The following is a 23,815-nucleotide window of genomic DNA, read 5'->3' on the forward strand; positions in this document are numbered from 1 at the left end:
AATTAAAAAATCAAAGTATGAAAACAGTATTCTACGAAAGCCGAATAGCTAAGCTATTCACTTTCATTCCAAATTTCAAAACAATCATGTTGTTTGGGCTAGTGTTCACAGAGCATCAATCTCTGTCAAAAACAGTTCTGGCACACGAAAAAGTTCATCAAGGACAATACCAAGATTGTTTCGGAGCCGGGTTAGCATTGGCAATCATAACCATGTTTACCCTGTTTGCTTTCGGGATTCAATCGCTTTGGATGCTCCTGCTTGTTCTTCTTCCCATATTCCTATATTATGTAGTATATGGGACAGAGTATCTAATCAGCTTTGTCTACAGGTCATTCAAACACAAGAATCTTGTTATGGCTAATGACAATGCCTATTGTGCTAGTGCCATGGAAATGGAAGCCTATGACCTTCAAGAAGAATGGCGTAAACCTTGTAAAGACAGACGGATACATCATTCATTTGAATGGTTCAAGTATTACGGTACTATTTAATTATTAGACCTTTCGGGGGCAGGTAAAAAGCCCCCGATCTTTTCAATAATAATAAAAATATATTTACTTTCTAGGTGATTGCTTTTATTTCAGAAGAACAAGTAAATTTTTTATAAGAATTTCATTTGACTCAAATTTTTCGTCTAAAGTTGTTGTTACAATTGCTTGCATTGTAGTGTCTTCCGGTAATGAACGTAATAGTTCTATACCTTTAGGTGCTAATTTATATAGAACTTCTACAGGTTCTCCCGGTTCTGTTTTTTTAGGAAATAACACAGTTTTTATGGTTTCTATCAAATAGAAAGTATCATTTCCTCCCTCAAAAGGATGGGACAGCTTAAAAAAAGGCTGGTTAAAATATTTATAATTAGAACTCTTGTTCGTTATTAGGACTCCAATTGACGCTCCGATTATTCTAGCTTTAGAAAAATCAGAGACCCCTGTCATTATTTTTTGTGATAAGTAAACATCTACAACATTTTTTGAAATAATTTTTGTTGATTCAATATTAGCAGGGCTTTCATCCTTTATTTTCGCTATAATTAGAGATGCAAATTCTTCAGGGGAATATTTTGTCAGGTCAATAAATCCAATGGTAGAACGTATCCCATCTATTTCTGTTTCATCCAATCGTGCTGGTAAAATATAATCTTCTTTGGTTTCTATAGACCTTGCTATAGCCGTTTTTATTTCATGATTGGTCCAAATCTTTTCTTTATAATTCTTTGAAATAAAAGGTATACAATATTTTGCACTTCGTCTATAGACTAAATCAAAATGGACTCCTAGATCTTTTCCCCAAAGTGAAACTTCTTCGAATTTATCGTAAAAGACTTTTATTCCTTGGCTTTTCAAAACCTCTGCAACTTTATCCACATAATTTCTATCTTCACCTGCGAAAGATAGGGCTACATCATAATCATATCCCATATAATTTGCATTTAATATTAAATGAATACAATTATAGCTATAATTTTTATACAAAGAGGTATCTTAAAGATATTTTACTTTTTGTTTTATAAATCTGTACTCGTCGTTTTGCCAATTATACTTTACGAATAACACCATATTCCTGGCCTTCATTGATATAATCGGTAATGGCTTTGGATGCTCCGTATAACATACGATGGAAATAATCCAGTTCACGGTTGTTCTGTACCTCAATGATGATGAGTTCCCCTTTACTGTCTTCTGCCAGCATATCTACCCGGTTGAACTTATCATCGACACTATCCTTGTTGCTTTCGCTTTCCAGCATTTTGACAATACGTATTTCTTGCCCAAGTAAAGTGGACAAAAAGCCTTCCAACACAACAAAGTTTGATTTATTACGTAAAAGGCGCTTTACGGCCCAATCGAAACGGACCAAAGCAGAATCATTTTTCATAGTTGTTCATATTTAAATTGTTACGATACAAAGATATGCTTTTTTTTCATCTAAAAGCATATTATCCTGATTTTTACCGGAAAAATAGGTTTTAAAAATATATTTGTCTATGTTTACCGCATAAAGAGTCTAAGGGTTGAATTTTAAACGGGAGTTTGGAGTTCAACTTTTACTGTTTTTGTACACGCCAAAGACTTTTATTGTAAATCACTTCCTTTCTTTCGCACCGGATTTGTTAACCGTTGGTGCTTCAGGTAATCAACATTTAAAAAATTAAAATTATGGCTAGACCATTAAAAAAAGGACTGGGCTATTTTCCGCTGGATACGGACCTGTATTCGGACAGGAAAATACAACGCCTGCTCCGAAAGTACGGGTGTAAGGGCATCTGTATTTATTTAGCGATCCTTTGTGAAATTTACCGGGAGAAGGGGTATTATATTTCTTATGACAGTGATTTCTGTTTCGATATCTCTGTTATCCTGGGGCTGGACGAGGCTACGGTCAGTGAGGCGGTCCTTTATTGTATAGATCTTCAGTTGTTCGACAGGGAACTGTTGGAATACCGGCAGGTACTTTCTTCGCTGGCGATACAGAGACGCTTCCGGGAGATCAGTAAAAGACTCGGAATAAAGATCGATCCGGATCTCGAAATACCGGATAATTGGGCGAATGAAGGGGTTATTGTTGCAGAAACCCCGGTTATTGCAACAGAAACTCCGGTTTCTGTAACGAAAACCCCGGAAAATGGAAATGGAAATCAAAATGTAAATGTAAATCAATCTACACAATATGGAAAATCAAATGAAACTCGATTTTCAGACGATAACGGAGAAGCTGCCCGACGGGAAGAACTCCTCCGCATGGCTGAAGAAGCAACAAGATGTTGCTGATATGACAGCTCGTTACGGGAATGCGGAGAAATTCCTGAATACGTTTAAACCGGATATGCAGGTAATGGCCGCCCGTTATACCGAGCGTGCTTATTTCGGTACGGCTCCCATGCTGGAAACGGTTTGCCTGGGGTATGGCGAGTTGGTGGTCATGGTGTTTATATGCGCTCTGCTGGAAGATATCAACCTGTTTGTCGGGGTGAAAGAGAAAATGCCGGTCAACCGCCAGCGCGAGTTGTCGCGTCTGGTGTTGGCGGAATATCCTTATTTGAAAGTGACGGAATTGCTGTTGTTTTTCCATCGGCTGAAATGCGGACGTTACGGCCGTTTTTACGGGATGGTGGATGCGTTGACTGTCACCAGTGCGCTGATGCAGTTTATGGGCGAACGCCTGACGGAGACAAACCGTTATAAGGCGGCACGAAAGAAGGAGGAGAAACCGGAGAATGTGTCGTCCGGCGGTATCACTTACGAGGAATATTTGCAACTGAAAGAAAAACAACAAAAACAAAATGATCATGGATAAGAGCAAGGTATGGGGGCATACGGAACTGGCCCGGTTGTATTTCCCGGGTATTTTACCGAAATCGGCTTCTGCACAGTTGTCGTTGTGGATCAGACGGGATGAAGAGTTGCTGGATGATCTGAAGAAAGCGGGTTACCGCAAGGGACAGCGTATGTTTACGCCGCGCCAGGTGGAGATCCTGGTGGATCATCTGGGCGATCCTGAGACCTGGAATATTTGATAATAAATAAACGAAGCGGGACGGTGAACGTGTTCGGGTTCAATCCTTGTCTCTTTGCCTGAATACTCCGGTTCCCGGTAAAATCTGTCTTATTCCTTCTTATTCCCTGCTATTCCCATTTAAACCGATTCCATACTTTTCCCTTCCTGTACATTTGCTTTCACATTAACGATAAACAGAATTGAATCATGAGAAAAATTAATCTGATTGTTTTGCATTGTTCGGCTACCCGCGAGACGATGGAGTATACGCCGGAACAGCTGGAACGTGACCATAAGGCGCGTGGTTTCTTTTCGGCCGGTTATAACTATTATATCCGCCGTTCGGGTGAGGTCGTACCGATGCGTCCGCCGGAGCAGATTCCGGCACATGTGAAAGGGCATAATGCGTTCAGTTTGGGGATTTGTTACGAAGGCGGGCTGGATACCGGTGGGCATCCGAAAGATACGCGTACGGAGAGGCAGAAATTGTCTATCAGGGGATTGTTGTTGTTGCTGCTGGTGCAGTATCCGGGATGCCGGATCTGCGGGCACCGTGATTTGTCGCCCGACCGGAATGGCGACGGGAAGATCACGCGGGATGAATGGTTGAAAGAGTGTCCTTGTTTTGATGCGGAGGAGGAGTATGGGATATTGTAAAAGAAGGGGTTGGTCGCTTGGTTGCCAGTTATGGGTGGCGGTTTTGTTGTCGCTGGCAGGTGTTGTCTTGTTGTTTATGGGGTTTTGGTGCAGTCCGGCAGGGGAGATACATAACTCGGTGTTGGTGGGATTCGGTGAGGTGTCGACGTTTTCAGGGGCGTTGTTCGGGGTGGATTATAGTTATAAATATAAGATCAGAAGGGATGAGAATGGAGAGTAAAGGATTGATCGGGAGCTGTTTGTGTATGCTGGTGGCTGGCAGTGGCTGTGTTGCGGGGAGGAAAACGGTGGCGGAGCGGACGTTCGGGGAGAGGGATTCGTTGATTGTGGAACGGTACGACAGCTTGTGGGCGGAACGTGTATGGAAGTCTGATATGCAAACGACACTCCGGTGGGAGGAGGTCTCGTTTTCGGCTCCTGACAGCAATGGCAGGCAGCATGTAGGGCAAATAAGGCGTGCTGTCGCGGACTGCCGGCAGGTATCTGTCAGTCAGGATACCTTGCTCTCACTTTCGCGGCAGGAAGGCCGCCGGTTGCGGGAAACAGTGGCTACGGAGCAGAAAGAAAGCGGCTGGTCGCTGGGGCGCTTGCCGGTTTGGTGGGTGCTGGGTGGGGGAGGTGTGTTGTTTTTGGGAGTTAGGTGGTGTAATAGAAGAAAAAGATGGCATTTGAATGGATAGGAAACGGAATAATGATTATCTTTGACAAAAAAGATGATGTATGGAAACAACACAGATAAAATTAAATAAAAATGTTGTTGATAAAGCTGTTGCTTATGCACGGCAAAGAGGACTGGATTTGTCTTCTATCATAGAAAATTATTTGGATCGTCTTGTGCAGCAACCAAAAGTTAGCGAAGAACCTATACCTGATATTGTATTGAGTTTATTAGGGGCTGGAAAGATTGATGACGATGATGATTTAAATGGCAGAAAAGCTTATCATAAATACTTGGAGGAAAAATATCGATGAAAAAAGTTTTTCTGGATACCAATGTCGTTATTGATCTTTTAGATAAACGTGAGCCTTTTTATAAGGATGCAGTTGCAATTTTCACGTTGGCTTATAAGAAAAAGATAACTCTATTTGTTTCTCCAATGACTTATGCTACAGCCTCCTATCTTTTACGAAAACACGGACAGGAGCAGATGAGATTATTACTTCGAAACTTTCGCCAGCTATCGAGGGTGACTATTGCAGATGAGAAGGTTGTAGACGATGCTTTAGCTTCTTCTTTTCTGGATTATGAAGATGCTTTGCAATATTATTCTGCATTAAGCAAGAATGTCGATGTTATTTTAACAAGGAATGTAAAAGATTTTCAATATTCAAAAATATCAGTTTTAACTCCAGGTGAATATTTATCTCAGTTATAATTGGTATGTTTGTAAATAAAAAAGGAGGTAAATTATTACTGTTTACCTCCTTTTTTATAATATATTGCTCATTATTGCATACCTTCCGTAGTCATTTCTTTATTGATTTTCTTGACTAATCCTTGCAGAACTGCACCTGGGCCTAATTCGATGAAATGGTCGGCACCGTCGACGATCATGTTCTGAACGCTCTGAGTCCAACGAACCGGAGCTGTCAGCTGGGCGATCAGGTTGGCCTTGATTGTTTCTGGGTCGGTTTCGCCTTTTGTGCTTACGTTCTGGTAAACAGGGCAAGAAGGTTTGTGGATCGGAGTTGCTTCGATAGCGGCAGCTAGTTCGGCACGGGCCGGCTCCATCAGTGGAGAGTGGAATGCACCGCCCACCTTCAACTTCAATGCACGTTTTGCACCGGCAGCCAGCATCTTTTCGCAGGCAGCGTCGATACCGGGGATTGAACCGGAGATAACCAGCTGACCCGGACAGTTGTAGTTTGCACAAACAACGACTTCGTCTGTAATACTTGCGCAGATTTCTTCAACTGTTGCATCCGGCAAAGCCAGTACGGCTGCCATCGTGGAAGGAGTGGCTTCGCAAGCTTTCTGCATAGCCATGGCACGTTTGGAAACCAATACCAGACCATCTTCAAAAGACAGTGCTCCGGCTGCAACAAGTGCAGAGAACTCACCCAGGGAGTGGCCGGCTGTCATATCCGGTTGGAACTGGTCGCCTAAAGTTTTAGCGAGGATAACCGAGTGTAAGAATATGGCAGGCTGTGTAACCTTGGTTTGTCTCAGATCTTCGTCTGTTCCTGCGAACATCAGATCTGTAATGCGGAAACCGAGAATTTCGTTTGCTTTCTCAAACATCTCTTTTGCAAGGGGATTGTTATCGTAAAGGTCTTTTCCCATTCCGACAAACTGTGCACCCTGACCGGGAAATACATAAGCTTTCATCTTTCTAATCTTTTTCTAATTTCAGTTTTTTAAGACGGTGCAAAGGTAATAAATTTAGAATAATGGAGTGACTATTCGTTACAAATAGTATCTTTGCCCCTATTAAAAGGAGAATATTAACGACTAATATTTATAATATCATGAACGAATTACTATTTTTAGGAAATTTAGGTACAGGCGAAATCGTTATCATCGCCATTGTTGTGTTGTTACTTTTCGGTGGAAAGAAAATCCCTGAACTGATGAAAGGTATCGGTAAAGGTGTGAAGAACTTTAAAGACGGTGTAAAAGGATTAGAAGACGACATTAAGCTGGACGACAACGATAAGAAGTAGACGAAATGGAAGAATTGGAACAAGATGAAATGTCCTTCTGGGACCACCTGGAAGAACTTCGTTGGACTTTATTCCGTTCTATTCTGGCGCTCTTTGTTTTTGCTATCGGTAGTTTTGCTTTTATGCGTGATATCTTTAATCACGTTATCACGGCACCTTGTCGTTCCGATTTTATTCTTTATCAGTGGTTGTGTGAATTAAACCAATGGATGATCAATGTAAGTCCCTGGTTGGATGTATTGCCGGATTTCTGTAATGATGATTTTCATGTGGAGATCATCAATATCAAACTGGCATCCCAGTTCTTCACTCACATGACAACTTCTTTCTGGCTGGCTTTGGTTCTGACTTTTCCTTACTTGATGTATGAAGTATGGAAGTTTATCAGCCCGGCTTTGTATGAGAATGAAAAAAGGAATATTCGTTGGGTATTCTTTTTCGGAACAATTATGTTTTTCTTCGGATGTGCAGTGGGATATTTTATGGTATTCCCGATGACGCTCCGCTTTTTGGCAACCTATCAGCTGAGTCCTGACATTAAGGAACAGGTTTCCCTGGATTCGTATATGGATAACTTCCTGATGCTGATCTTTGTGATGGGGATTGTTTTCGAAATGCCGTTGGTATCGTGGTTGTTGTCGAAGCTGGGATTGCTGCACAGAGGATTTTTCCATAAGTACAGGCGCCATGCCATTGTGGGATTGCTTGTTGCCGCAGCATTTATAACACCAAGTAGCGATCCGTTTACACTGAGTGTCGTGTTCTTCCCGCTTTACGGTTTGTACGAATTAAGTGCATTCTTTGTAAGAAAACCGCCGGTAGAAGAACCGGATGAAGAGGACGAAGAAGAAAATGAAGGTTAATAAACCATAGACATTGGAATTTAGTTATAGAAAGAGACGTACATTGTTTAAATGTTACGTCTCTTTTTGTATATTTGTCAAGACTTAAACAATTTATAAACAAATGAGGCACATCACTTTATTGGCGGTCTCCTTGCTGGCTTTGATGGCCTGCACGCCGGAGAAACAACAGGAGGCGGATTATGCGCAGTATGTTAATCCTATGATCGGTACTGATTTTACCGGGAATACTTACCCGGGAGCACAGGCTCCTTTCGGTATGGTGCAGTTAAGTCCTGATAACGGGTTGCCCGGATGGGACCGTATCTCAGGTTATTTTTATCCGGATACGACGATTGCTGGTTTCAGCCATACGCATCTTTCCGGTACCGGGGCAGGGGATTTATATGATATCTCCTTTATGCCGGTGACCCGCCCGTATAAAGAGGCTGAAGCACCGCTGGGTATTTATTCTACTTTTTCACATAATGACGAGGCAGCTTCGGCCGGTTATTATCGGGTGTTGCTGAAAGACTATAATATTAATGTCGAGTTGACAGCTACCGAACGCTGCGGTATCCAGCGTTATACGTTCCCGAAGGCAGAAGCCTCCGTTTTCCTGAATCTGAAGAAAGCGATGAACTGGGATTTTACGCTTGATTCTTATATCGAGGTGGTCGATTCCGTTACTATCCGCGGTTACCGTTTTTCACAGGGATGGTCGCCCGACCAGCATGTCTATTTCCAGACCCGTTTCTCCAAACCGTTTGTTGCTTACCATATGGATACAACGGCGATTGTGACGAAGGATAAAGGGCGTATCGGTACAGCCTATGTAGCCCGTTTCGATTTCAATACGGAAAAGGACGAAGAGATTCTGGTGAATACGGCTATTTCGGGTGTGAGCATGGAAGGTGCGGCAAAGAACCTTCAGGCAGAAGTGCCGGTCAACGATTTCGACCGTTATCATACGGAGGCTGTTGCCCGCTGGAACAAAGAATTGTCGAAGATTGAAGTGAACGGCAATAATACGGATGACCTGGTTAAGTTCTATACCGCCATGTATCATACGATGATCGCCCCGACTATTTTCAGTGATGTGGACGGTTCGTATTATGGTCCGGATAATCAGATACATAAGGCTGACGGTTGGAATAATTATTCGACCTTCTCTTTGTGGGATACTTACCGGGCAGCCCATCCGTTGTATACGTATACGGACCCGAAACGTGTGAACGATATGATTCAGGGTTTCCTGAAATTCTACGAACAGAATGGCGCCCTTCCTTTGTGGAACCTGTATGGACATGAAACGAATATGATGATCGGTTATCACGCTGTTCCTGTGATTGTGGATGCTTACCTGAAGGGAATCAGCACTTTTAATCCGGAACTGGCTTTACAGGCATGTGTTGCTACGGCTAACCGGGATGATTACCGGGGTATCGGGGAGTATAAGAAGTTGGGATATGTACCGGCTAACAGTGATCCGGAAAAATGGGAGAACTGGTCGTTATCCAAAACAATGGAATATGCTTACGATGACTATTGTATTGCCCGTATGGCGGAAAAGATGGGAAAGAAAGCGATTGCGGATGAATTCTATAAACGTTCACAGAACTATCGCAATGTCTATAATCCTGAAACGACCTTTATGCAGCCGCGTGATGAAAAGGGGAATTTCGTAACTCCGTTCAATGCGAAAGATTATACGGAAGATATCTGCGAAAGTAATGCATGGCAGTATTTCTGGTATGTTCCGCAGGATCTGGACGGCTTGATCGGTTTGCTGGGCAGCAAGGAGCGTTTCACGGAAAAGCTGGATAGCATGTTTACGTATGCTCCGGATGCGAAAGAAGACCTGCCAATTTTCAGTACAGGTATGATCGGACAATATGCGCATGGCAACGAACCGAGCCATCATGTTATTTATCTGTATAATAAGGTGGGACAACCCTGGAAGACGCAGAAGTATGTGGCTCAGGTTTTGCATGATTTGTATCTGAATGCTCCGGATGGTATCTGTGGCAATGAGGATTGCGGACAGATGTCGGCCTGGTTCGTTTTCAGTGCGATGGGATTTTATCCTGTCGATCCGGTAAGCGGACAGTATGAGATAGGAACACCTTTGTTCCCGGAAGTAAAAATGCATTTGGCGGATGGTAAAGTATTCAAGATTTTAGCTCCGGGAGTAAATGCGGAGAATATCTATATCCAGTCAGTCAAACTGAATGGCCAGCCTTACGACAAGAGTTATATCACCCACGACCAGATCATGAGCGGCGCAACGCTTGAGTTTGAAATGGGAAATCAGCCAGGTCCGGTTTGGTATAAGAAATGATGAGTTGATGGGCAATAGTTTCATTATAGAAAACATGAGCCAATATGCCAATTTAGAAATAATTGAACTTAATGTATCAAGTTTCTATATGGTCCACAGATGACACAGATAAAGCAGATGAGCACAGATCAATGTTTAAAATTAAAATCTGTGCTCATCTGTCCAATATGCGTCATCTGCGTGTCATTGTGAAGCTAAGCAGTAGCGTGTCTTCAGGCGCAGGAATGTGAGTATGTAATTGTTGTGCATAGTGGGGCGCACCGGTATGTTTCGGAGGATCTTGGTACTGATTACTATTGATTTCTCCGGAATGCTCCGCTGACAAATTCCAGGACGTTGGGCAATGCCGTGCGCCAGTATAACCAGGTATGTCCGCCGCCTCTGACACGAAATTCATGTTTCATCCCTTTCTCCCGCATGATCTTATGGGCCTGGAAATTACCATCCAGCAGACCGTCCTGGTCTCCGCAGTCAATGTAATAACGGATGCGGGGCAGATTCTCTTTATCCAGTTCGGAAAGCATTTTTAAGACGCTGTTTTTGTGCCAGTAATCCAGTCCGGGACCGAACAGGCGGCCGAAGAGGTCTTTGTGTGATTCAGCCTGGCGACGTTCCATCACGCTGTCGTCGAAAATAGCGGCACTAAGCGGGGCACAGGCGGAAAACATATCCGGATGATGCAGGGTGTAAAGGAACGAACCGTAACCTCCCATCGACAGTCCGGCGATGGCACGGAACTCTTTGTTACTGCGGGCGCGGTAGGTCTTTTCGATATGGGGGATCAACTCTTCAAAAAACATGTCTTCGTAGGGTACCTTTCCGTCGTATTGGTTGATATACCAGGTATCCCAGGCATCCGGCATGACAACGATCATAGGCACGGCCTGGTCGCTACAGATGGCACAGTCGGTAATTTCCTGCATCTGCCCGGTTTGTATCCACATGGTTTCATTATCGGTATAACCGTGCAGCAGGTAAAGCACCGGATAATAACGTTCGGAGCTGTTGTATCCGTCCGGGAGATAGATTGAGTAGGAGACTTCTTTTCCTAACTTTTTACTTTGGAACTTGACCGATTCATGAACGGTACTTTGTGCGAATCCTGCTAAATTAAAACAGAAACACAGAACAAGAAAGAGAATAATCTTGTTTTTCATATACTAACAGATTTAAGTAAATAGATAGATGTTTTTATTTATTTCTAGCAAAGTTATAAAAAAGCATCGGCTGTACTTGATAAAATACGGAAAAATGTTATTTTTGTTAGCTAACAGATTAATCAATAATATATTGTATGTCGCATTTACCAGATTTGATTTCCGATCTTGCATTGATTCTTATATCCGCAGGGATAATAACTTTATTATTTAAATGGCTGAAACAACCCCTGGTACTGGGGTATATCGTCGCCGGTTTACTGGCCGGGCCTTATGTACAGATTTTTCCTACGGTAGTAGACGTTGAAAATATTAATTTGTGGGCGGAGATGGGAGTCGTCTTCCTGCTGTTTGCCCTGGGACTTGAGTTTAGTTTCAAAAAGTTGATGAATGTCGGTTCTACCGCTTTTATTACGGCGATGACCGAGGTGATAACGATGCTGATCGTCGGTTATCTGGTCGGGCATCTGCTGGGATGGTCTACGATGAATTCCATATTTCTGGGCGGGATGCTGTCGATGTCGTCGACAACGATCATTATAAAGGCTTTTGATGATCTGGGGTTGCGGAGCCAGCGGTTTACGGGGATTGTGTTCGGGACGTTGGTCGTCGAGGACCTGGTTGCCATTATTATGATGGTCTTGCTTTCAACGATGGCGGTGAGCCAGGAGTTTGCCGGGGAGGAAATGATCGGCAGTATCCTGAAGGTCGCCTTTTTCCTGATTCTTTGGTTTCTGGTAGGTATATTTATTATTCCGGCTTTCCTGAAAAAGGTGAAGAAACTGATGAATGATGAAACGTTGCTGGTTATTGCACTGGGCTTGTGTCTGGGAATGGTGGTGGTAGCGACGAAAACGGGTTTCTCGGCTGCTTTGGGGGCCTTTATCATGGGGTCTATCCTCGCCGAAACGATAGAGGCAGAGCGCATCGAACATATTATCAAGCCTGTCAAGGATTTGTTTGGCGCCATCTTTTTTGTGTCGGTAGGTATGCTGGTCGATCCGGCTGTCCTGGTTCAATATGCATGGCCTGTCATTCTGATCACTTTGGTGACGATCGTGGGGAAGGCTTTCTTTTCGTCTTTCGGTGTACTTCTGTCCGGACAACCGCTGAAAACATCTATTCAGTCAGGTTTCAGTCTGGCTCAGATCGGTGAATTTGCCTTTATCATTGCGGCTTTAGGGGTGTCGTTGAAGGTACTCGACGAGTATGTTTATCCGATTATCGTTGCCGTGTCGGTGATAACGACTTTTACGACTCCTTATTTTATCCGTTTGTCGGGACCGTTTGCGGAGTGGCTGTACAAGGTGTTGCCGGATAAGACACGCGATTTTCTGGACCGCTATTCTTCCGGAACGAAAACGATCAACCATGAAAGCGACTGGCGTAAGCTATTAAAGATTTATGTAGGAAAAGTATTGATTCATTCGGTGTTACTGACGGCTATCTTGTTACTTTCCACCCAGGTTATTCATCCGTTGCTTGTAGAAAAGTTTCCGGCGATGGATATGTGGGGAAATATTATTATGAGTGTACTGACGCTTCTCCTGATGGTACCGTTTCTGGCCGGATTGGTGGCGAACAAGAATAATTCGCCGGAGTTGTTTATGAGCCTTTGGAAGGATAATAAATATAATCATGGGAAACTGGTGGCGTTAGTGTTGTTCAGGGTGTTTGTCGCCATTTTGTTTGTTTCGATCGTACTGATTAAATATTATCATGTGCAATATGGTGTGGGGGCGATTATAGCAGTAGGAGTCTTGATCCTTATCATTCTGTTCCGCCGTGACCTGAACCAGTATTCCAGGCTGGAAGCCCATTTTCTTACTAACCTGAACCGTAGGGAAGAGGTCGACCGGAAACGTAATCCGTTGAAGACCAGTTTTAATAATCAGTTAAGTGATAAAGATATACACCTGGCCGTAGTACCGGTTTCCCCTTGTTCTCCTTATGCAGGGAAAGCGCTGTCGGACATACCGCTCAGAAAAGATTTTGGAGTAAGTATCGTAGAGATCATCCGTGGCGATCATAAAATCTATATCCCCGGTGGTTCCGATCATATTTATCCGCAGGATAAGGTGGTCGTAGTAGGGACCGACGAACAGTTGAAAGCCTTCCAGGCTAAGCTGGAAGATCAGGAGAATGGTTCCGATTGTTCGGCTGGGCAGCCGAAAGAGATTACGGTCAATTCGTTTGTAGTCGATGACAGTTTCCCGTTCCTCGGACAGAGTATTTTGCAGTCGAATGTAGGACGGCGGTACAACTGCCTGATTGTTGCGATCGAACGTAACGGGGATTCGCTGATGACACCGGATAACGATACGGTGTTCGAACCGGACGACCTGGTCTGGGTAGTGGGCGATAAAAATAAAATACAGCAGCTGATAAAAGGGGAGTGAATCCATGTTATTAAAATGTAGAGATTACTTAAAATTGGTTACTTCCGCCTTTATTTTGCCAAATGTTTTACTTTTGTGATGTTGAATTATAAAAGTAGAACTTATGAAAAAGTGTGTATGCTTGATGTTGATTTTAGTGATTGGTTTGATCTCTTGCGGAGATGATGATAAACCTTCTCTTCCGAAGTTGAATAAGTTAACAAAGATTACCTGTAAAAAGAATGGGGCCGATTTCCCTGAATATTCTTTGGATATAATTTACAATCAGGATGGTAATGTTAGTAAGATAACGACTTCCAAAGGTACTTTTAACTTGATTTATACTGGAAATAAGATATCTGTGATCGATGCTTCAAATGTGCATACGGAAGATTTTCAGATGAGTGGAAATGTGGTCGTAAATAAGCAGGAATGGGCTATCAATGAATATGTCCCGAATGCGGAATATGTGAAGAATGAATATCGATATAAATATGATCGTAGCAATCTGACTGAAGCTGATTGGATTTTTCAACGTCCGTTGGAAGAAGGAGGATATAAGAAAAATGATCCGGTATCTTTGGATAAATATACGTGGACTAACGGGAATGTAACTGTTTATCAGTATCTTCCGCGTGATGAGGTGAGTTATAGCTATGGTAGCCAGTTGTGCCCAGCCAATTTCCCGTTCCGTGTGCTAAATACATTGAGACCGATAACACCGGATTTAGTAAATCCTTTGAATTCGTTATACGGGACCTCTAACCGCAATTTACCGGAATCGGCCAGCCGTTATTCGTTGGGCGAGAGTAAAAATGGTGCTGAATATACTTTTCGTTATCAGACAGTCGGTGACTATATCACTGGCATGGTTATTACAGAAGATATAAAATCAGTAGAAGGTCTGGATGCCGGACAGAATACGTATGAATATTCTTTTGTTTATAATTATGAAACAAACTAAATAAGATCGGATAGTATTATCTGTCGGTATTGTATAATTATCTCATCAAATGTCATTTTTGTAACAAATCTGCAAGCTTTTGCGATAATATTAAAAACCGGAAAGAGATGCTTGGCGTAATTTTGGACAGAAAATAATCTGTCTATGCCATGAATTTAAAATTGTTATTATTGATTTCTGCAACAATACTTGTATGCTGTCGTTGTTCTGACGGAACGCGATTGCAAAAGCGGGTATCAGATTTGTTGCATACGGAAATTATAACCCGGGGAGACCTGGCTTTAACGCAAGAACCTGTCACCATTACTTCTTTTGTCGCTGAGAGAAGTGCCGGAGGGGTACACGATTTTTATTCGGAAGGTGATTACTGGTGGCCTGATCCGGTTAATCCTGACAGTGCCTATATCCGGCGTGACGGGGAAACGAATCCGGATAATTTTGTTGCCCATCGCCATGCAATGATCCGTTTCAGTTCGATTGTAGGAGACCTGACTTCTGCTTGGATCGTGACGAAAGATGAGAAATATATTGTACAGGCATTAAAACATATCCGTGCCTGGTTCATTGATCCGGAGACACGGATGAATCCCGATCTTCAATACGCCCAGGCAATAAAAGGAATTGTTACGGGCCGTGGAATAGGAATAATCGATACTATTCATCTGCTGGAAGTCGTGCAGTCACTGATCGTAATGGAACAGGCCGGTTTGCTTTCCAATGAGGATGCCGTTGCTACCAAAGACTGGTTTTCCAACTATTTATACTGGCTGACGAACCATCCTTACGGAAAGGATGAGATGAATGCCAAAAACAACCATGGTACCTGCTGGGTGATGCAGGCGGCCCAGTTTGCAAAGTATACCGGGAATAGAGAGGTGCTGGACTTCTGTCGTGAACGTTATCAAACAGTTCTGTTACCGGGACAGATGGATACGGATGGCAGTTTTCCGTTGGAATTGGCGAGAACCAAACCGTACGGATATTCCCTCTTCAATCTGGATACTATGGCAACAGTGTGCCATATCCTTTCCGATGATACAAATAATCTCTGGCAATATACAACGAAAGACGGACGGAATATGCAGAAAGGGGTGGCTTGGCTGTGCCCCTATATAAAGGATAAGTCTGCGTGGCCGTTTGAAAAAGATGTGATGTATTGGGATGAATGGCCGGTGGCGCATACCGCTTTGCTGTTCAGCGTCTGCGATACGCCTGATGAAGATTATTTCTCCCTTTGGTCGGAGCTGGAACATTTTCCGGAGAATGATGAGGTGATACGGAATTTTCCCCTTCGTCATCCGCTGTTGTGGTTGTGATTATTCTGTTTTAGTTATTATTGATTTATCTTATTTAGTTGAAGAAATATGAAATTCAAAACTCCTATTTTTCTGTTACTGGCTGCTATGGCTTCCTGTGGAATCGAGAAACCCGATCTGGTTCAGGATAACTTTGCTTTTGCCGGAACACAATTCAAGCTGGCTTTTGTCGAGATGGATGCTGCCCGTTGTGCGGAACCGAGACAAAAGCAGGAATTACGTGATAAACAAAACCTGGGCCCGTTGGCCAGTCCGCGTAATGTCGAACCGGACGGTACGTTGCATATGGTTATTTCCCGCGACTGGACGAGTGGATTTTTCCCGGGGGAACTTTGGTACATGTATGAATATACCAGGGATGATTTCTGGAAAGAAAAGGCGCAGCAGCAAACGGCCTTGATCGAACGTGAGAAGATGAACGGCGGAACGCACGATATGGGCTTTAAGGTCTATTGTAGTTTCGGAAACGGTTACCGGTTGACGGGGGATGTGGCTTATAAGGATGTTCTGTTGCAGGCTGCTTATACCTTGACTACCCGTTATAAAGAGGGTGCGGGGATAATCCGCTCATGGGACCATAGCCGGGATAAATGGGATTGTCCGGTTATTATCGATAATATGATGAACCTGGAACTTCTTTTCTGGGCGTTCAGGACAAGCGGTGATTCTCTGTTTTATAATGTAGCCGTAAATCATGCCCGTACGACAATGAAGAATCATTTCCGCGATGATTACAGTTCTTACCATGTGGTTGACTATGATACGATTACCGGAGCAGTGCTGCATAAACATACGCATCAGGGATATGCACATGAATCGGCCTGGTCGCGCGGACAGGCCTGGGGACTTTACGGATATACCGTGTGTTACCGTGAAACGGGTTTGCCTGAGTTTCTGGAACAGGCGAAGCATATAGAGAATTATATCTTTTCCAGTCCGACATTGCCCGAAGACCTTGTTCCTTATTGGGATTTCAATGCTCCGGGTATACCCAATGAGCCTCGCGATGCTTCTGCTGCAACTGTTACAGCTTCTGCTTTATATGAATTAAGCATGTATGATCCGGCTAAACGTCAGGATTATATTACAAAAGCAAATACAATCTTAGAGAACCTGTCAGCAAATTACCGTGCGGCAGCCGGCAAAGACAGAGGCTTCCTGTTGTTGCATAGCACAGGTTCTAAAATGCACAATGTGGAGGTGGATGTCCCGATTGTATATGCTGATTATTATTATCTGGAAGCCCTCCTCCGGAAACAGAAACTGGAAAAAGAAGGAACGGCAATATTGTAAATTAACTAATATAAAACGAATAAATAATGAGAAACATTCTTTTTTCCTGTCTTTTCCTGTTTTGTTGCTTTTCGATGGCAGGGAAAGTACCATCTAAACAAAAAATACGATTAACGGATAACTGGGAATACCTGAAAGGTGATCTGGGCGGAATCTGGGAAGTAGTGCGTCCTGCTTCACCGGGAAGTCCGGAGACAGTTCCTATTTGGCAAAAGGTCACTCTTCCCCACTGTTTTAATGCCGAAGATGCCGTAGATCCCGATGTGAATTATTATCAGGGACCGGGTTGGTATAAAACACTGCTGACAATTGATAATCCGTATGCGGATGGCCGTGTCGTATTGGATTTTGAAGGAGCCGGACAGAAGACAAAAGTATATGTTTACACCACATTAGTCGGAGAACATACAGGTGGTTACGACGGTTGGAGTGTCGATATTACGGAAGCCGTGAAGTCATTTATGGCGGATGATAAGCTGGTGAAGCGTTTCAAAGGAAAAATACCTCTGTCTATCCGTTGCGATAACTCGCGCGATCTGGAAATGATCCCGTCCGATTTGTCTGATTTTAATCTCTACGGAGGTCTGTATCGTTACCTGAACCTGGTTTATCTACCGAAAGCCTCTTTTGAACAGATTCGCCTGGAACCGGAACTTTCGGCAAACCGGAAAGAAGGTTCTGTAAAAGTCAAAGCCTCTTTCTATAATCCGATGGATATACGGAAGGCGGATGTAACTGTTTCTGTGTATGATGCAAATCGCAAACAGATATTTACTCAAACGATAGAAAATGTTCAGCCTCTTGGCAATCAATTCCTGACGGAAGTAAAGGTGAAGACCCCCCTCTTGTGGGACGTGGATTCTCCCAACCTTTATACTTGCGAATTGACTATAAATGCTGACGGACAGACATTGACAGCGGAAGAACGCTTCGGTTTCCGCCAATTCGAATTTCAGGAAAAAGGCCCGTTCTTCCTGAATGGCCGGCGTCTTTTGCTTCAGGGAACGCACCGCCATGAAGATCATGCCGGAGTAGCTCAGGCAATGACTGAAGATATGATGCGTACGGAAATGCAGCTGATGAAGGATATGGGTGTAAACTTTATCCGTCTCGGACATTACCAGCAATCAGATATTATCCTTCAACTTTGTGATTCATTGGGTATCCTTGTCTGGGAAGAAATCCCCTGGTGCCGCGGAGGCCTGGGAGGCCCGGTATATAAGGAACAGGCCCGCCGTATGCTGACTAATATGATCGATCAGCATCATAATCACCCGGCCGTTATTATCTGGGGACTGGGCAACGAAAACGATTGGCCCAACGATTTCAGTGAGTTCGATAAAGGGGCTATCCGTACTTTTATGAAGGAATTGCATGATCTGGCTCATCGCTTGGATGATACCCGTATGACGGCTATCCGTCGTTGCGAGTTTTGTAGTGATATAGTGGATGTTTATTCTCCTTCTATCTGGGCGGGATGGTATCGTGGGGTATTTACCGATTATAAATCCGTTTCGGAACAGGAGATGCAGAAGGTAAAACGTTTCCTGCATGTGGAGTGGGGGGGAGACAGCCATGCCCGCCGTCATTCAGAGAATGTGTTTGCCAATCTGAAAGGTATTGAGTCTGGTAATGGTGCCGACGAACGTGCCGGGGATGCTTCTTTATACGGTGGTGCCGCCCGTGCATCGAAGGATGGTGACTGGTCGGAAAGTTATATTGTCCGCCTGATCGACTGGCATCTGAAAGAGCAGGAAACAATGCCGTGGCTGACTGGGGCTGCTTACTGGCCGTTCAAGGATTTCTCAACTCCTGTACGTCCCGAAAATCCGGTCCCGTATGTGAATCAGAAAGGGGTAATAGAGCGTGATTTCACTCCGAAAGAAAGTTATTATGTCTTTCAGTCATACTGGACGACTGAGCCTATGGTACATATTTACGGGCATAGCTGGCCGGTGCGCTGGGGTAACCAGGGAGACCGCAAAGAAATATTGGTCTATTCAAACTGCGACGAGGTGGAGTTGTTCATGAACGGTGTCAGCCAGGGTGTGAAGAAACGCAACAGTCAGGATTATCCGGCGGCCGGACTGCGTTGGAATTGTGTATATGAAGAAGGAAAGAACGAGATCCGTGCTGTGGCCGTAAAAGGAAAGACAAAGATTACGGATGAGATCAGCCAGGAATATCAGACGGCAAAATGGGGAGAAGAAGCCTCTGTTACAGTACATATCGTATCACGTGAAGGCGATATGGCGTTGTTGGAAGCTCAGCTTTACGATAAGGAAGGCGTTCGCTGCCTCGATTCAAAAAAGTATATTGAATTTGAACTGGTAGGTGATGGAACATTGATTCAGAATCAGGGAACATCTACCGGCAGCCGTAAGGTTCAGGCCTATAACGGCAGGGCCCGCATCAAAGTAAATCTGAATAAAGGAAAGAGCATAGTAGCCGTTAAGTCAGAGGGGATACCGACTGTATTTATGGAAATACAGTAAATCTGATTTGAATGTTACTTTTCTCTTGATCATTAACCAAAACTTTTACTATTTTTGTTCTACATAAATCAGATACAACAAGTATGATCAGGAAATCTTTATCTATACTATTTCTAATCCTTTCCGTACTAACACTGTATGCAGAAAAGACAAACTATCTGTATTCTTTTAATTCAGATCTGAATGAAGGGATTTCCCAACTCTCTGTGATGACTATTTATCAGGATTCGAGAGGATATTTGTGGTTTGCCACCAAGAACGGACTGAACCGTTTTAATGGAAAAGAATATAAAATCTATCATCGGGAAGACGGAAATGAGCAGAGCCTGTCGAATAACTCCGTCACCTCCATTACCGAAGATCAAGAAGGTTACCTCTGGGTAGGAACCAATAATGGACTGAACCGGATAGATCTGAACACAAATGAGATTAAACGCTATAACCTGGAGACAAACGGATTGGTTGCCAATAGTATTTCTACGGTATACACCGACCGTTCGGGTTGTCTGTGGGTTGGAACCTAGGAGGGGTTGAATTGCTATAACAGGGAGGGAGACCATTTTGAATATATCCCTATAGAAGATGATACTGAAAGAGCAATGATAGTGACTTTGGTGGAAGATAGCTCAGGCAGATTTTGGATCGGTACAAGAAACAAAGGATTGCTCCTATGTGACCATCAGATGAATCTGATCAGTCAGTTTACGAGTGAATCTAAAAATATGCCATTGAATAACAATAATATTACTTCCATTTATGAAGATGATAAGAAGCAGATATGGGTTGGCTGTAAGAATAGCGGATTGAATAAAATCAATCTGCGTGATAACGAGGTGACCTCATATACTAATTTAAACAGCGGATTGAGCAATAACTCGGTGCGTTGTATAATCGAATGGCAGGGGAAGTTGCTGATCGGTACGTTTGATGGCATTTTTGATTTGGATAAAGCGACCGAACGGATTGTAAAGGTGGCCGGTTACGATGATATAAACAAGTCGTTGAGCCATTATTCGGTTTATTGTTTTTGTGTAGACCGGGATAAAACGCTGTGGGTCGGGACATTTGCCGGAGGGGTTAATTATCTGAATAAATTCACAAACCGCTTTGTCCTTCATAAACCGCAGGAAGAATTGAATATCAGGACCGGTATTTACGGAGCGATTACGTATGAATCTCCTGAAGATTTATGGATAGCGACAGAAGGGTACGGGTTATTGAATTATAACAAGCGGACGAATGAGTCACATTATTACCTGATCGATCCTTCCGTCCGGTTCGCATTTAATACGAATATCATTAAATCCGTTTTTTACGAAGACGGCTATGTCTGGTGCGGAACGACTAAAGGAGAAATCTACAAGTTTAATATCAAAACCAAAAAGTTCTCTTTGTATCATCAGTATCCGATTGAATATTCCATCTATTCTATCATTCGCGATCATAATGGTGTTTTGTGGGTGGGTGGCGCATCGACCGAATTTGGACTGACCTGTTTTGTGAATGATTCCCTGGTTACTACCTTTTATAATAATGTAGATGAACCGATCTATTTTTCAAATGTACGTTGTATTCTGGAAGAAGAAGACGGTGTCTTTTTGCTGGGAAGTACGGCCGAAGGATTGCTCCGCTTCGATACGCATAAAAAACAGCTGACAAAATATTCCAATGAGGCTTCTGTTGAGAAATACAGGATTTCCAATAATTATATATCGGCGATTGTCCGGACTCAATCCGGTGAGATATGGGGATCAACCTACGGAGGTGGTATTTTTCAACTGGATGAATCGAAAGCGATCCGGCGGATAATGACTGTCAGGGAAGGTTTGCTGGACAATAATATCTGTACGTTGGTGGAAAGTAGCGATCAGCGGTTATGGATGAGTACGGTAAACGGCCTGATCATGTTTGATCCGGCGAAAGATGAAGTCAGGAATTATCATCGTCATAACGGAATAGATATTCGTGAATTTACATTGCATAGTGGCATCGCCTTGCCGGATGGAAGTCTTTGTTTTGCCGGAAGCAACGGTTTTGTGACATTCCATGTGGAGGCGATGGATAAAAATAATAATATTCCGCCTGTGGTGCTGGAGCAATTATCTGTTAACAACCATCCGGTGAAAGTCGGCGATGAATCTGCTATCCTGGATAAGGTATTGGACGGCATGGAAACGATCCGCCTGGCTTATAATGAAAATAACTTTTCAATCACTTACCAGGCCTTGAATTATATTTATGCGACGCAAAATCAGTATGCTTATAAACTGGAAGGATATGATACGGATTGGAACTATGTAGGAGAACGTAATTCCGCATTTTATACCAACCTGAGTCCCGGCAAATATGTTTTTCTCGTAAAAGCCTCTAATAATGACGGTGTCTGGAATGAGGAAGGACGTTCATTGATTATTATCGTGCAGCCGCCTCTGTGGAGGACCTGGTATGCTTATCTGTTTTATGTTATTGCTTTAGCGGCTATTATTTACGGAATTCTTTATTATGTAAATATCAAACGTAACCTGGAAGCCGGGCTGAAGATGAAACAACTGGAGAAACAAAAACAGGAAGAATTTCATCAGGCAAAGATACGCCTGTTCACAAACTTCTCTCATGAGTTGCGTACCCCTTTAATGCTGATTATCACTCCGTTTGAAGAACTGGTCAAACGGGTGGATATTCCGGCAGAGTTGCATGACAAGCTATCCATTATTTATAAGAACGCTCAAAAACTTTTGCTTCTTGTCAATCAGCTGATGGACCTGCATAAGAACCAGGCGGGTAGCATGGACCTGAAGGTAAGTGAAGGAGATATCTGCGAATATATCAAAGAAATCTATTATGCGTTCAATCAGATTGCTTTGACCAATGAAGTCAAATTCACCCTGAATTGTACTCCTAAAACGATCAATGGCTGGTTTGATAAATCCCTCTTGGAAAAAGTTGTCTTTAACCTCTTGTCGAATGCCTTCAAATATACGGCTTCCGGTGAATCTGTTCTTATGGAGGTGTCGGAAGTAACCCTGAAAGAACTGGACCCGAAACGGACTGACGGATTGTATAAAGATGAAAACATTCATTACGTAATCCTGAAAGTCAAAGATTCCGGTAAAGGGATTGAAGAAGGAGAGGCGGATAAGATATTCACTCCTTTCTATCAGATTCCTGAAACGTCCGGTATAAATTTGTCGGGGACAGGTATCGGCCTGAGTCTTGTTTATACGATTGTACAACTCCATCGTGGGGTAATTTATGTGGATCATACGGAAACAAAAGGTGCTTGCTTTGTCGTTATCCTTCCGGTATCCCGTTCGGCATTCTCCGAAGAACAGATAGAGAGCAGGGAAATAGATAAAATTGCGGAAATAACGAATACGGAGGATATATTGGTCTCGTTGCCGGTGACGGAGAATAAAGATCAACCTAAATATAAGATTTTGCTGGTCGAGGATGATAAGGATGTGCGTGATTATCTGAAGAAAAGCCTGGAAGCCGAATATATTGTCATTGAAGCAGCCGATGGGGTGAGGGCTTACGAAAAAGTAGTGCAGGATTTCCCAGACCTGGTACTTAGCGATATCATGATGCCGAAGCGCGACGGACTGGAACTGTGTACGATGATCAAGAATGACATCCGCATCGGACATATCCCGGTTATTCTGATGACTGCCCGTTCGATGGTAGTCCATATCAAGGAAGGATTCCAGGCGGGAGCGGACGATTATATTGTGAAACCATTCAATATGGACGTGTTGCAGACACGTATCCGCAGCCTGCTGGCCTCGAGGGAGCAATTGAAAAAACTCTATGGAAAACGTTTCTCCCCGGATGTGATGGGGATCGAGGTGAAGTCGGCCGACGAACGTTTCTCCCAGAAACTGTTTGATGTGATCGAGAAAAACATATCCAATGAAAAGCTGGATGTCGAATTATTATGCACGGAAATCGGTATCAGTCGTGCAAATCTCTATCGTAAACTCAAATCCATCACCGAACTTTCACCGATGGAATTGATCCGTAACAAACGCCTCGAGATGGCGGCAAAATTGTTGAAAGAATCCGAAATGAATGTTTCTGAAATTGCGTCACATCTTGGATTTAACAGTCACTCTTACTTCTCCAATTCCTTTAAGGCTTTTTATGGATGCACTCCCACTGAATTTGTGCAGATGAAAAACAATCAGGAACAGGGCTGCTGATAAAATCG

Annotated in this window: 22 protein-coding genes and 1 pseudogene; 19 read left to right on the forward strand and 4 right to left on the reverse strand. The window is 43.3% G+C overall.

The genetic code is table 11. From position 1 onward, the window contains the following. Positions 1-17 precede the first annotated feature (17 nt). Positions 18-494 carry a hypothetical protein gene (locus K6V26_RS05090; protein ID WP_224264772.1) on the forward strand — a complete coding sequence of 159 codons (477 nt, stop codon included), beginning with the start codon at positions 18-20 and terminating at the stop codon, positions 492-494. Positions 495-578: 84 nt separating this feature from the next. Here the strand turns inward: K6V26_RS05090 and K6V26_RS05095 are convergent, their stop codons facing one another. Beyond that, positions 579-1,424: a toll/interleukin-1 receptor domain-containing protein gene (locus K6V26_RS05095; protein WP_224264773.1), complete on the reverse strand. Its 846-nt coding sequence runs from the start codon at positions 1,422-1,424 to the stop codon at positions 579-581. A 118-nt stretch (positions 1,425-1,542) separates the two neighbouring features. Continuing rightward, positions 1,543-1,881: pseudogene (locus K6V26_RS05100) on the reverse strand (PD-(D/E)XK nuclease family transposase); the annotation flags it as partial. A 281-nt stretch (positions 1,882-2,162) separates the two neighbouring features. Here K6V26_RS05100 and K6V26_RS05105 point away from each other — a divergent pair. From K6V26_RS05105 to K6V26_RS05140, 8 genes are all read left to right on the forward strand, one after another. Beyond that, a complete protein-coding gene (locus tag K6V26_RS05105) occupies positions 2,163-2,774 on the forward strand; it encodes a DUF4373 domain-containing protein (protein WP_048315280.1) in 612 nt (203 codons plus the stop codon). Continuing rightward, positions 2,686-3,300 carry a DUF6633 family protein gene (locus tag K6V26_RS05110; RefSeq protein WP_224264774.1) on the forward strand — a complete coding sequence of 205 codons (615 nt, stop codon included), beginning with the start codon at positions 2,686-2,688 and terminating at the stop codon, positions 3,298-3,300. Before K6V26_RS05105 ends, K6V26_RS05110 begins: the two co-directional genes overlap by 89 nt. Further along, positions 3,293-3,520, forward strand: a complete 228-nt coding sequence (locus K6V26_RS05115; protein ID WP_128135553.1) for a DUF4248 domain-containing protein — start codon at positions 3,293-3,295, stop codon at positions 3,518-3,520. Before K6V26_RS05110 ends, K6V26_RS05115 begins: the two co-directional genes overlap by 8 nt. 188 nt (positions 3,521-3,708) lie before the next feature. Further along, entirely contained in the window at positions 3,709-4,158 is a 450-nt protein-coding gene (locus tag K6V26_RS05120; RefSeq protein ID WP_224264775.1) for an N-acetylmuramoyl-L-alanine amidase, read from the forward strand. Next, positions 4,145-4,378, forward strand: a complete 234-nt coding sequence (locus K6V26_RS05125; protein WP_086004272.1) for a hypothetical protein — start codon at positions 4,145-4,147, stop codon at positions 4,376-4,378. The genes K6V26_RS05120 and K6V26_RS05125 overlap by 14 nt, the downstream gene beginning before the upstream one ends. Continuing rightward, positions 4,362-4,838: a hypothetical protein gene (locus K6V26_RS05130; RefSeq protein ID WP_224264776.1), complete on the forward strand. Its 477-nt coding sequence runs from the start codon at positions 4,362-4,364 to the stop codon at positions 4,836-4,838. Before K6V26_RS05125 ends, K6V26_RS05130 begins: the two co-directional genes overlap by 17 nt. 40 nt (positions 4,839-4,878) lie before the next feature. Beyond that, positions 4,879-5,130 carry a DUF6364 family protein gene (locus K6V26_RS05135; RefSeq protein WP_007652757.1) on the forward strand — a complete coding sequence of 84 codons (252 nt, stop codon included), beginning with the start codon at positions 4,879-4,881 and terminating at the stop codon, positions 5,128-5,130. After that, complete coding sequence (locus K6V26_RS05140; RefSeq protein WP_007652764.1) at positions 5,127-5,534, forward strand: type II toxin-antitoxin system VapC family toxin; 408 nt, start codon at positions 5,127-5,129, stop codon at positions 5,532-5,534. The genes K6V26_RS05135 and K6V26_RS05140 overlap by 4 nt, the downstream gene beginning before the upstream one ends. 71 nt (positions 5,535-5,605) lie before the next feature. Here the strand turns inward: K6V26_RS05140 and fabD are convergent, their stop codons facing one another. Continuing rightward, the gene (fabD, locus tag K6V26_RS05145; RefSeq protein WP_224264777.1) at positions 5,606-6,487 is read right to left on the reverse strand and encodes an ACP S-malonyltransferase; all 882 of its coding nucleotides are present in this window, start codon (positions 6,485-6,487) and stop codon (positions 5,606-5,608) included. Positions 6,488-6,627: 140 nt separating this feature from the next. On the opposite strand from fabD, the gene K6V26_RS05150 reads away from it, so the two are divergent. The 3 genes from K6V26_RS05150 (at position 6,628) to K6V26_RS05160 (ending at position 10,005) form a co-directional block, all read left to right on the forward strand. Further along, a complete protein-coding gene (locus tag K6V26_RS05150; RefSeq protein ID WP_007652767.1) occupies positions 6,628-6,822 on the forward strand; it encodes a Sec-independent protein translocase subunit TatA/TatB in 195 nt (64 codons plus the stop codon). Positions 6,823-6,827: 5 nt separating this feature from the next. Continuing rightward, positions 6,828-7,685, forward strand: a complete 858-nt coding sequence (gene tatC / locus K6V26_RS05155; protein WP_010799940.1) for a twin-arginine translocase subunit TatC — start codon at positions 6,828-6,830, stop codon at positions 7,683-7,685. A gap of 103 nt (positions 7,686-7,788) precedes the next feature. Then, positions 7,789-10,005, forward strand: a complete 2,217-nt coding sequence (locus K6V26_RS05160) for a GH92 family glycosyl hydrolase (RefSeq protein ID WP_224264778.1) — start codon at positions 7,789-7,791, stop codon at positions 10,003-10,005. A 293-nt stretch (positions 10,006-10,298) separates the two neighbouring features. On the opposite strand, the gene K6V26_RS05165 is transcribed toward K6V26_RS05160, so the two are convergent. Continuing rightward, on the reverse strand, positions 10,299-11,162 hold the full coding sequence (locus tag K6V26_RS05165; protein ID WP_224264779.1) for an alpha/beta hydrolase: 864 nt from the start codon (positions 11,160-11,162) through the stop codon (positions 10,299-10,301). A gap of 137 nt (positions 11,163-11,299) precedes the next feature. Here K6V26_RS05165 and K6V26_RS05170 point away from each other — a divergent pair, with 137 nt between their 5' ends. From K6V26_RS05170 to K6V26_RS05195, 7 genes are all read left to right on the forward strand, one after another. Beyond that, on the forward strand, positions 11,300-13,561 hold the full coding sequence (locus K6V26_RS05170) for a cation:proton antiporter domain-containing protein (protein WP_224264780.1): 2,262 nt from the start codon (positions 11,300-11,302) through the stop codon (positions 13,559-13,561). Between the two features lie 103 nt (positions 13,562-13,664). Further along, positions 13,665-14,504 carry a DUF5032 domain-containing protein gene (locus K6V26_RS05175; protein WP_007652781.1) on the forward strand — a complete coding sequence of 280 codons (840 nt, stop codon included), beginning with the start codon at positions 13,665-13,667 and terminating at the stop codon, positions 14,502-14,504. 149 nt (positions 14,505-14,653) lie between these two features. Then, positions 14,654-15,820 (forward strand): alginate lyase family protein, encoded by a 1,167-nt coding sequence (locus tag K6V26_RS05180; RefSeq protein ID WP_224264781.1) that lies wholly within the window; start codon positions 14,654-14,656, stop codon positions 15,818-15,820. A 48-nt stretch (positions 15,821-15,868) separates the two neighbouring features. Next, positions 15,869-17,113, forward strand: coding sequence for a glycoside hydrolase family protein (locus K6V26_RS05185; RefSeq protein ID WP_224264782.1), 1,245 nt, complete (start codon positions 15,869-15,871; stop codon positions 17,111-17,113). 26 nt (positions 17,114-17,139) lie between these two features. After that, complete coding sequence (locus K6V26_RS05190; protein ID WP_224264783.1) at positions 17,140-19,608, forward strand: glycoside hydrolase family 2 TIM barrel-domain containing protein; 2,469 nt, start codon at positions 17,140-17,142, stop codon at positions 19,606-19,608. Between the two features lie 83 nt (positions 19,609-19,691). Continuing rightward, a complete protein-coding gene (locus tag K6V26_RS28635; protein ID WP_317197527.1) occupies positions 19,692-20,132 on the forward strand; it encodes a ligand-binding sensor domain-containing protein in 441 nt (146 codons plus the stop codon). Positions 20,133-20,207: 75 nt separating this feature from the next. Next, the gene (locus K6V26_RS05195) at positions 20,208-23,807 is read left to right on the forward strand and encodes a hybrid sensor histidine kinase/response regulator transcription factor (RefSeq protein WP_317197528.1); all 3,600 of its coding nucleotides are present in this window, start codon (positions 20,208-20,210) and stop codon (positions 23,805-23,807) included. Positions 23,808-23,815: the final 8 nt, after the last annotated feature.

The organism is Parabacteroides goldsteinii (genome assembly GCF_020091425.1).
GTDB classification, from domain to species: Bacteria; Bacteroidota; Bacteroidia; order Bacteroidales; family Tannerellaceae; genus Parabacteroides; species Parabacteroides goldsteinii.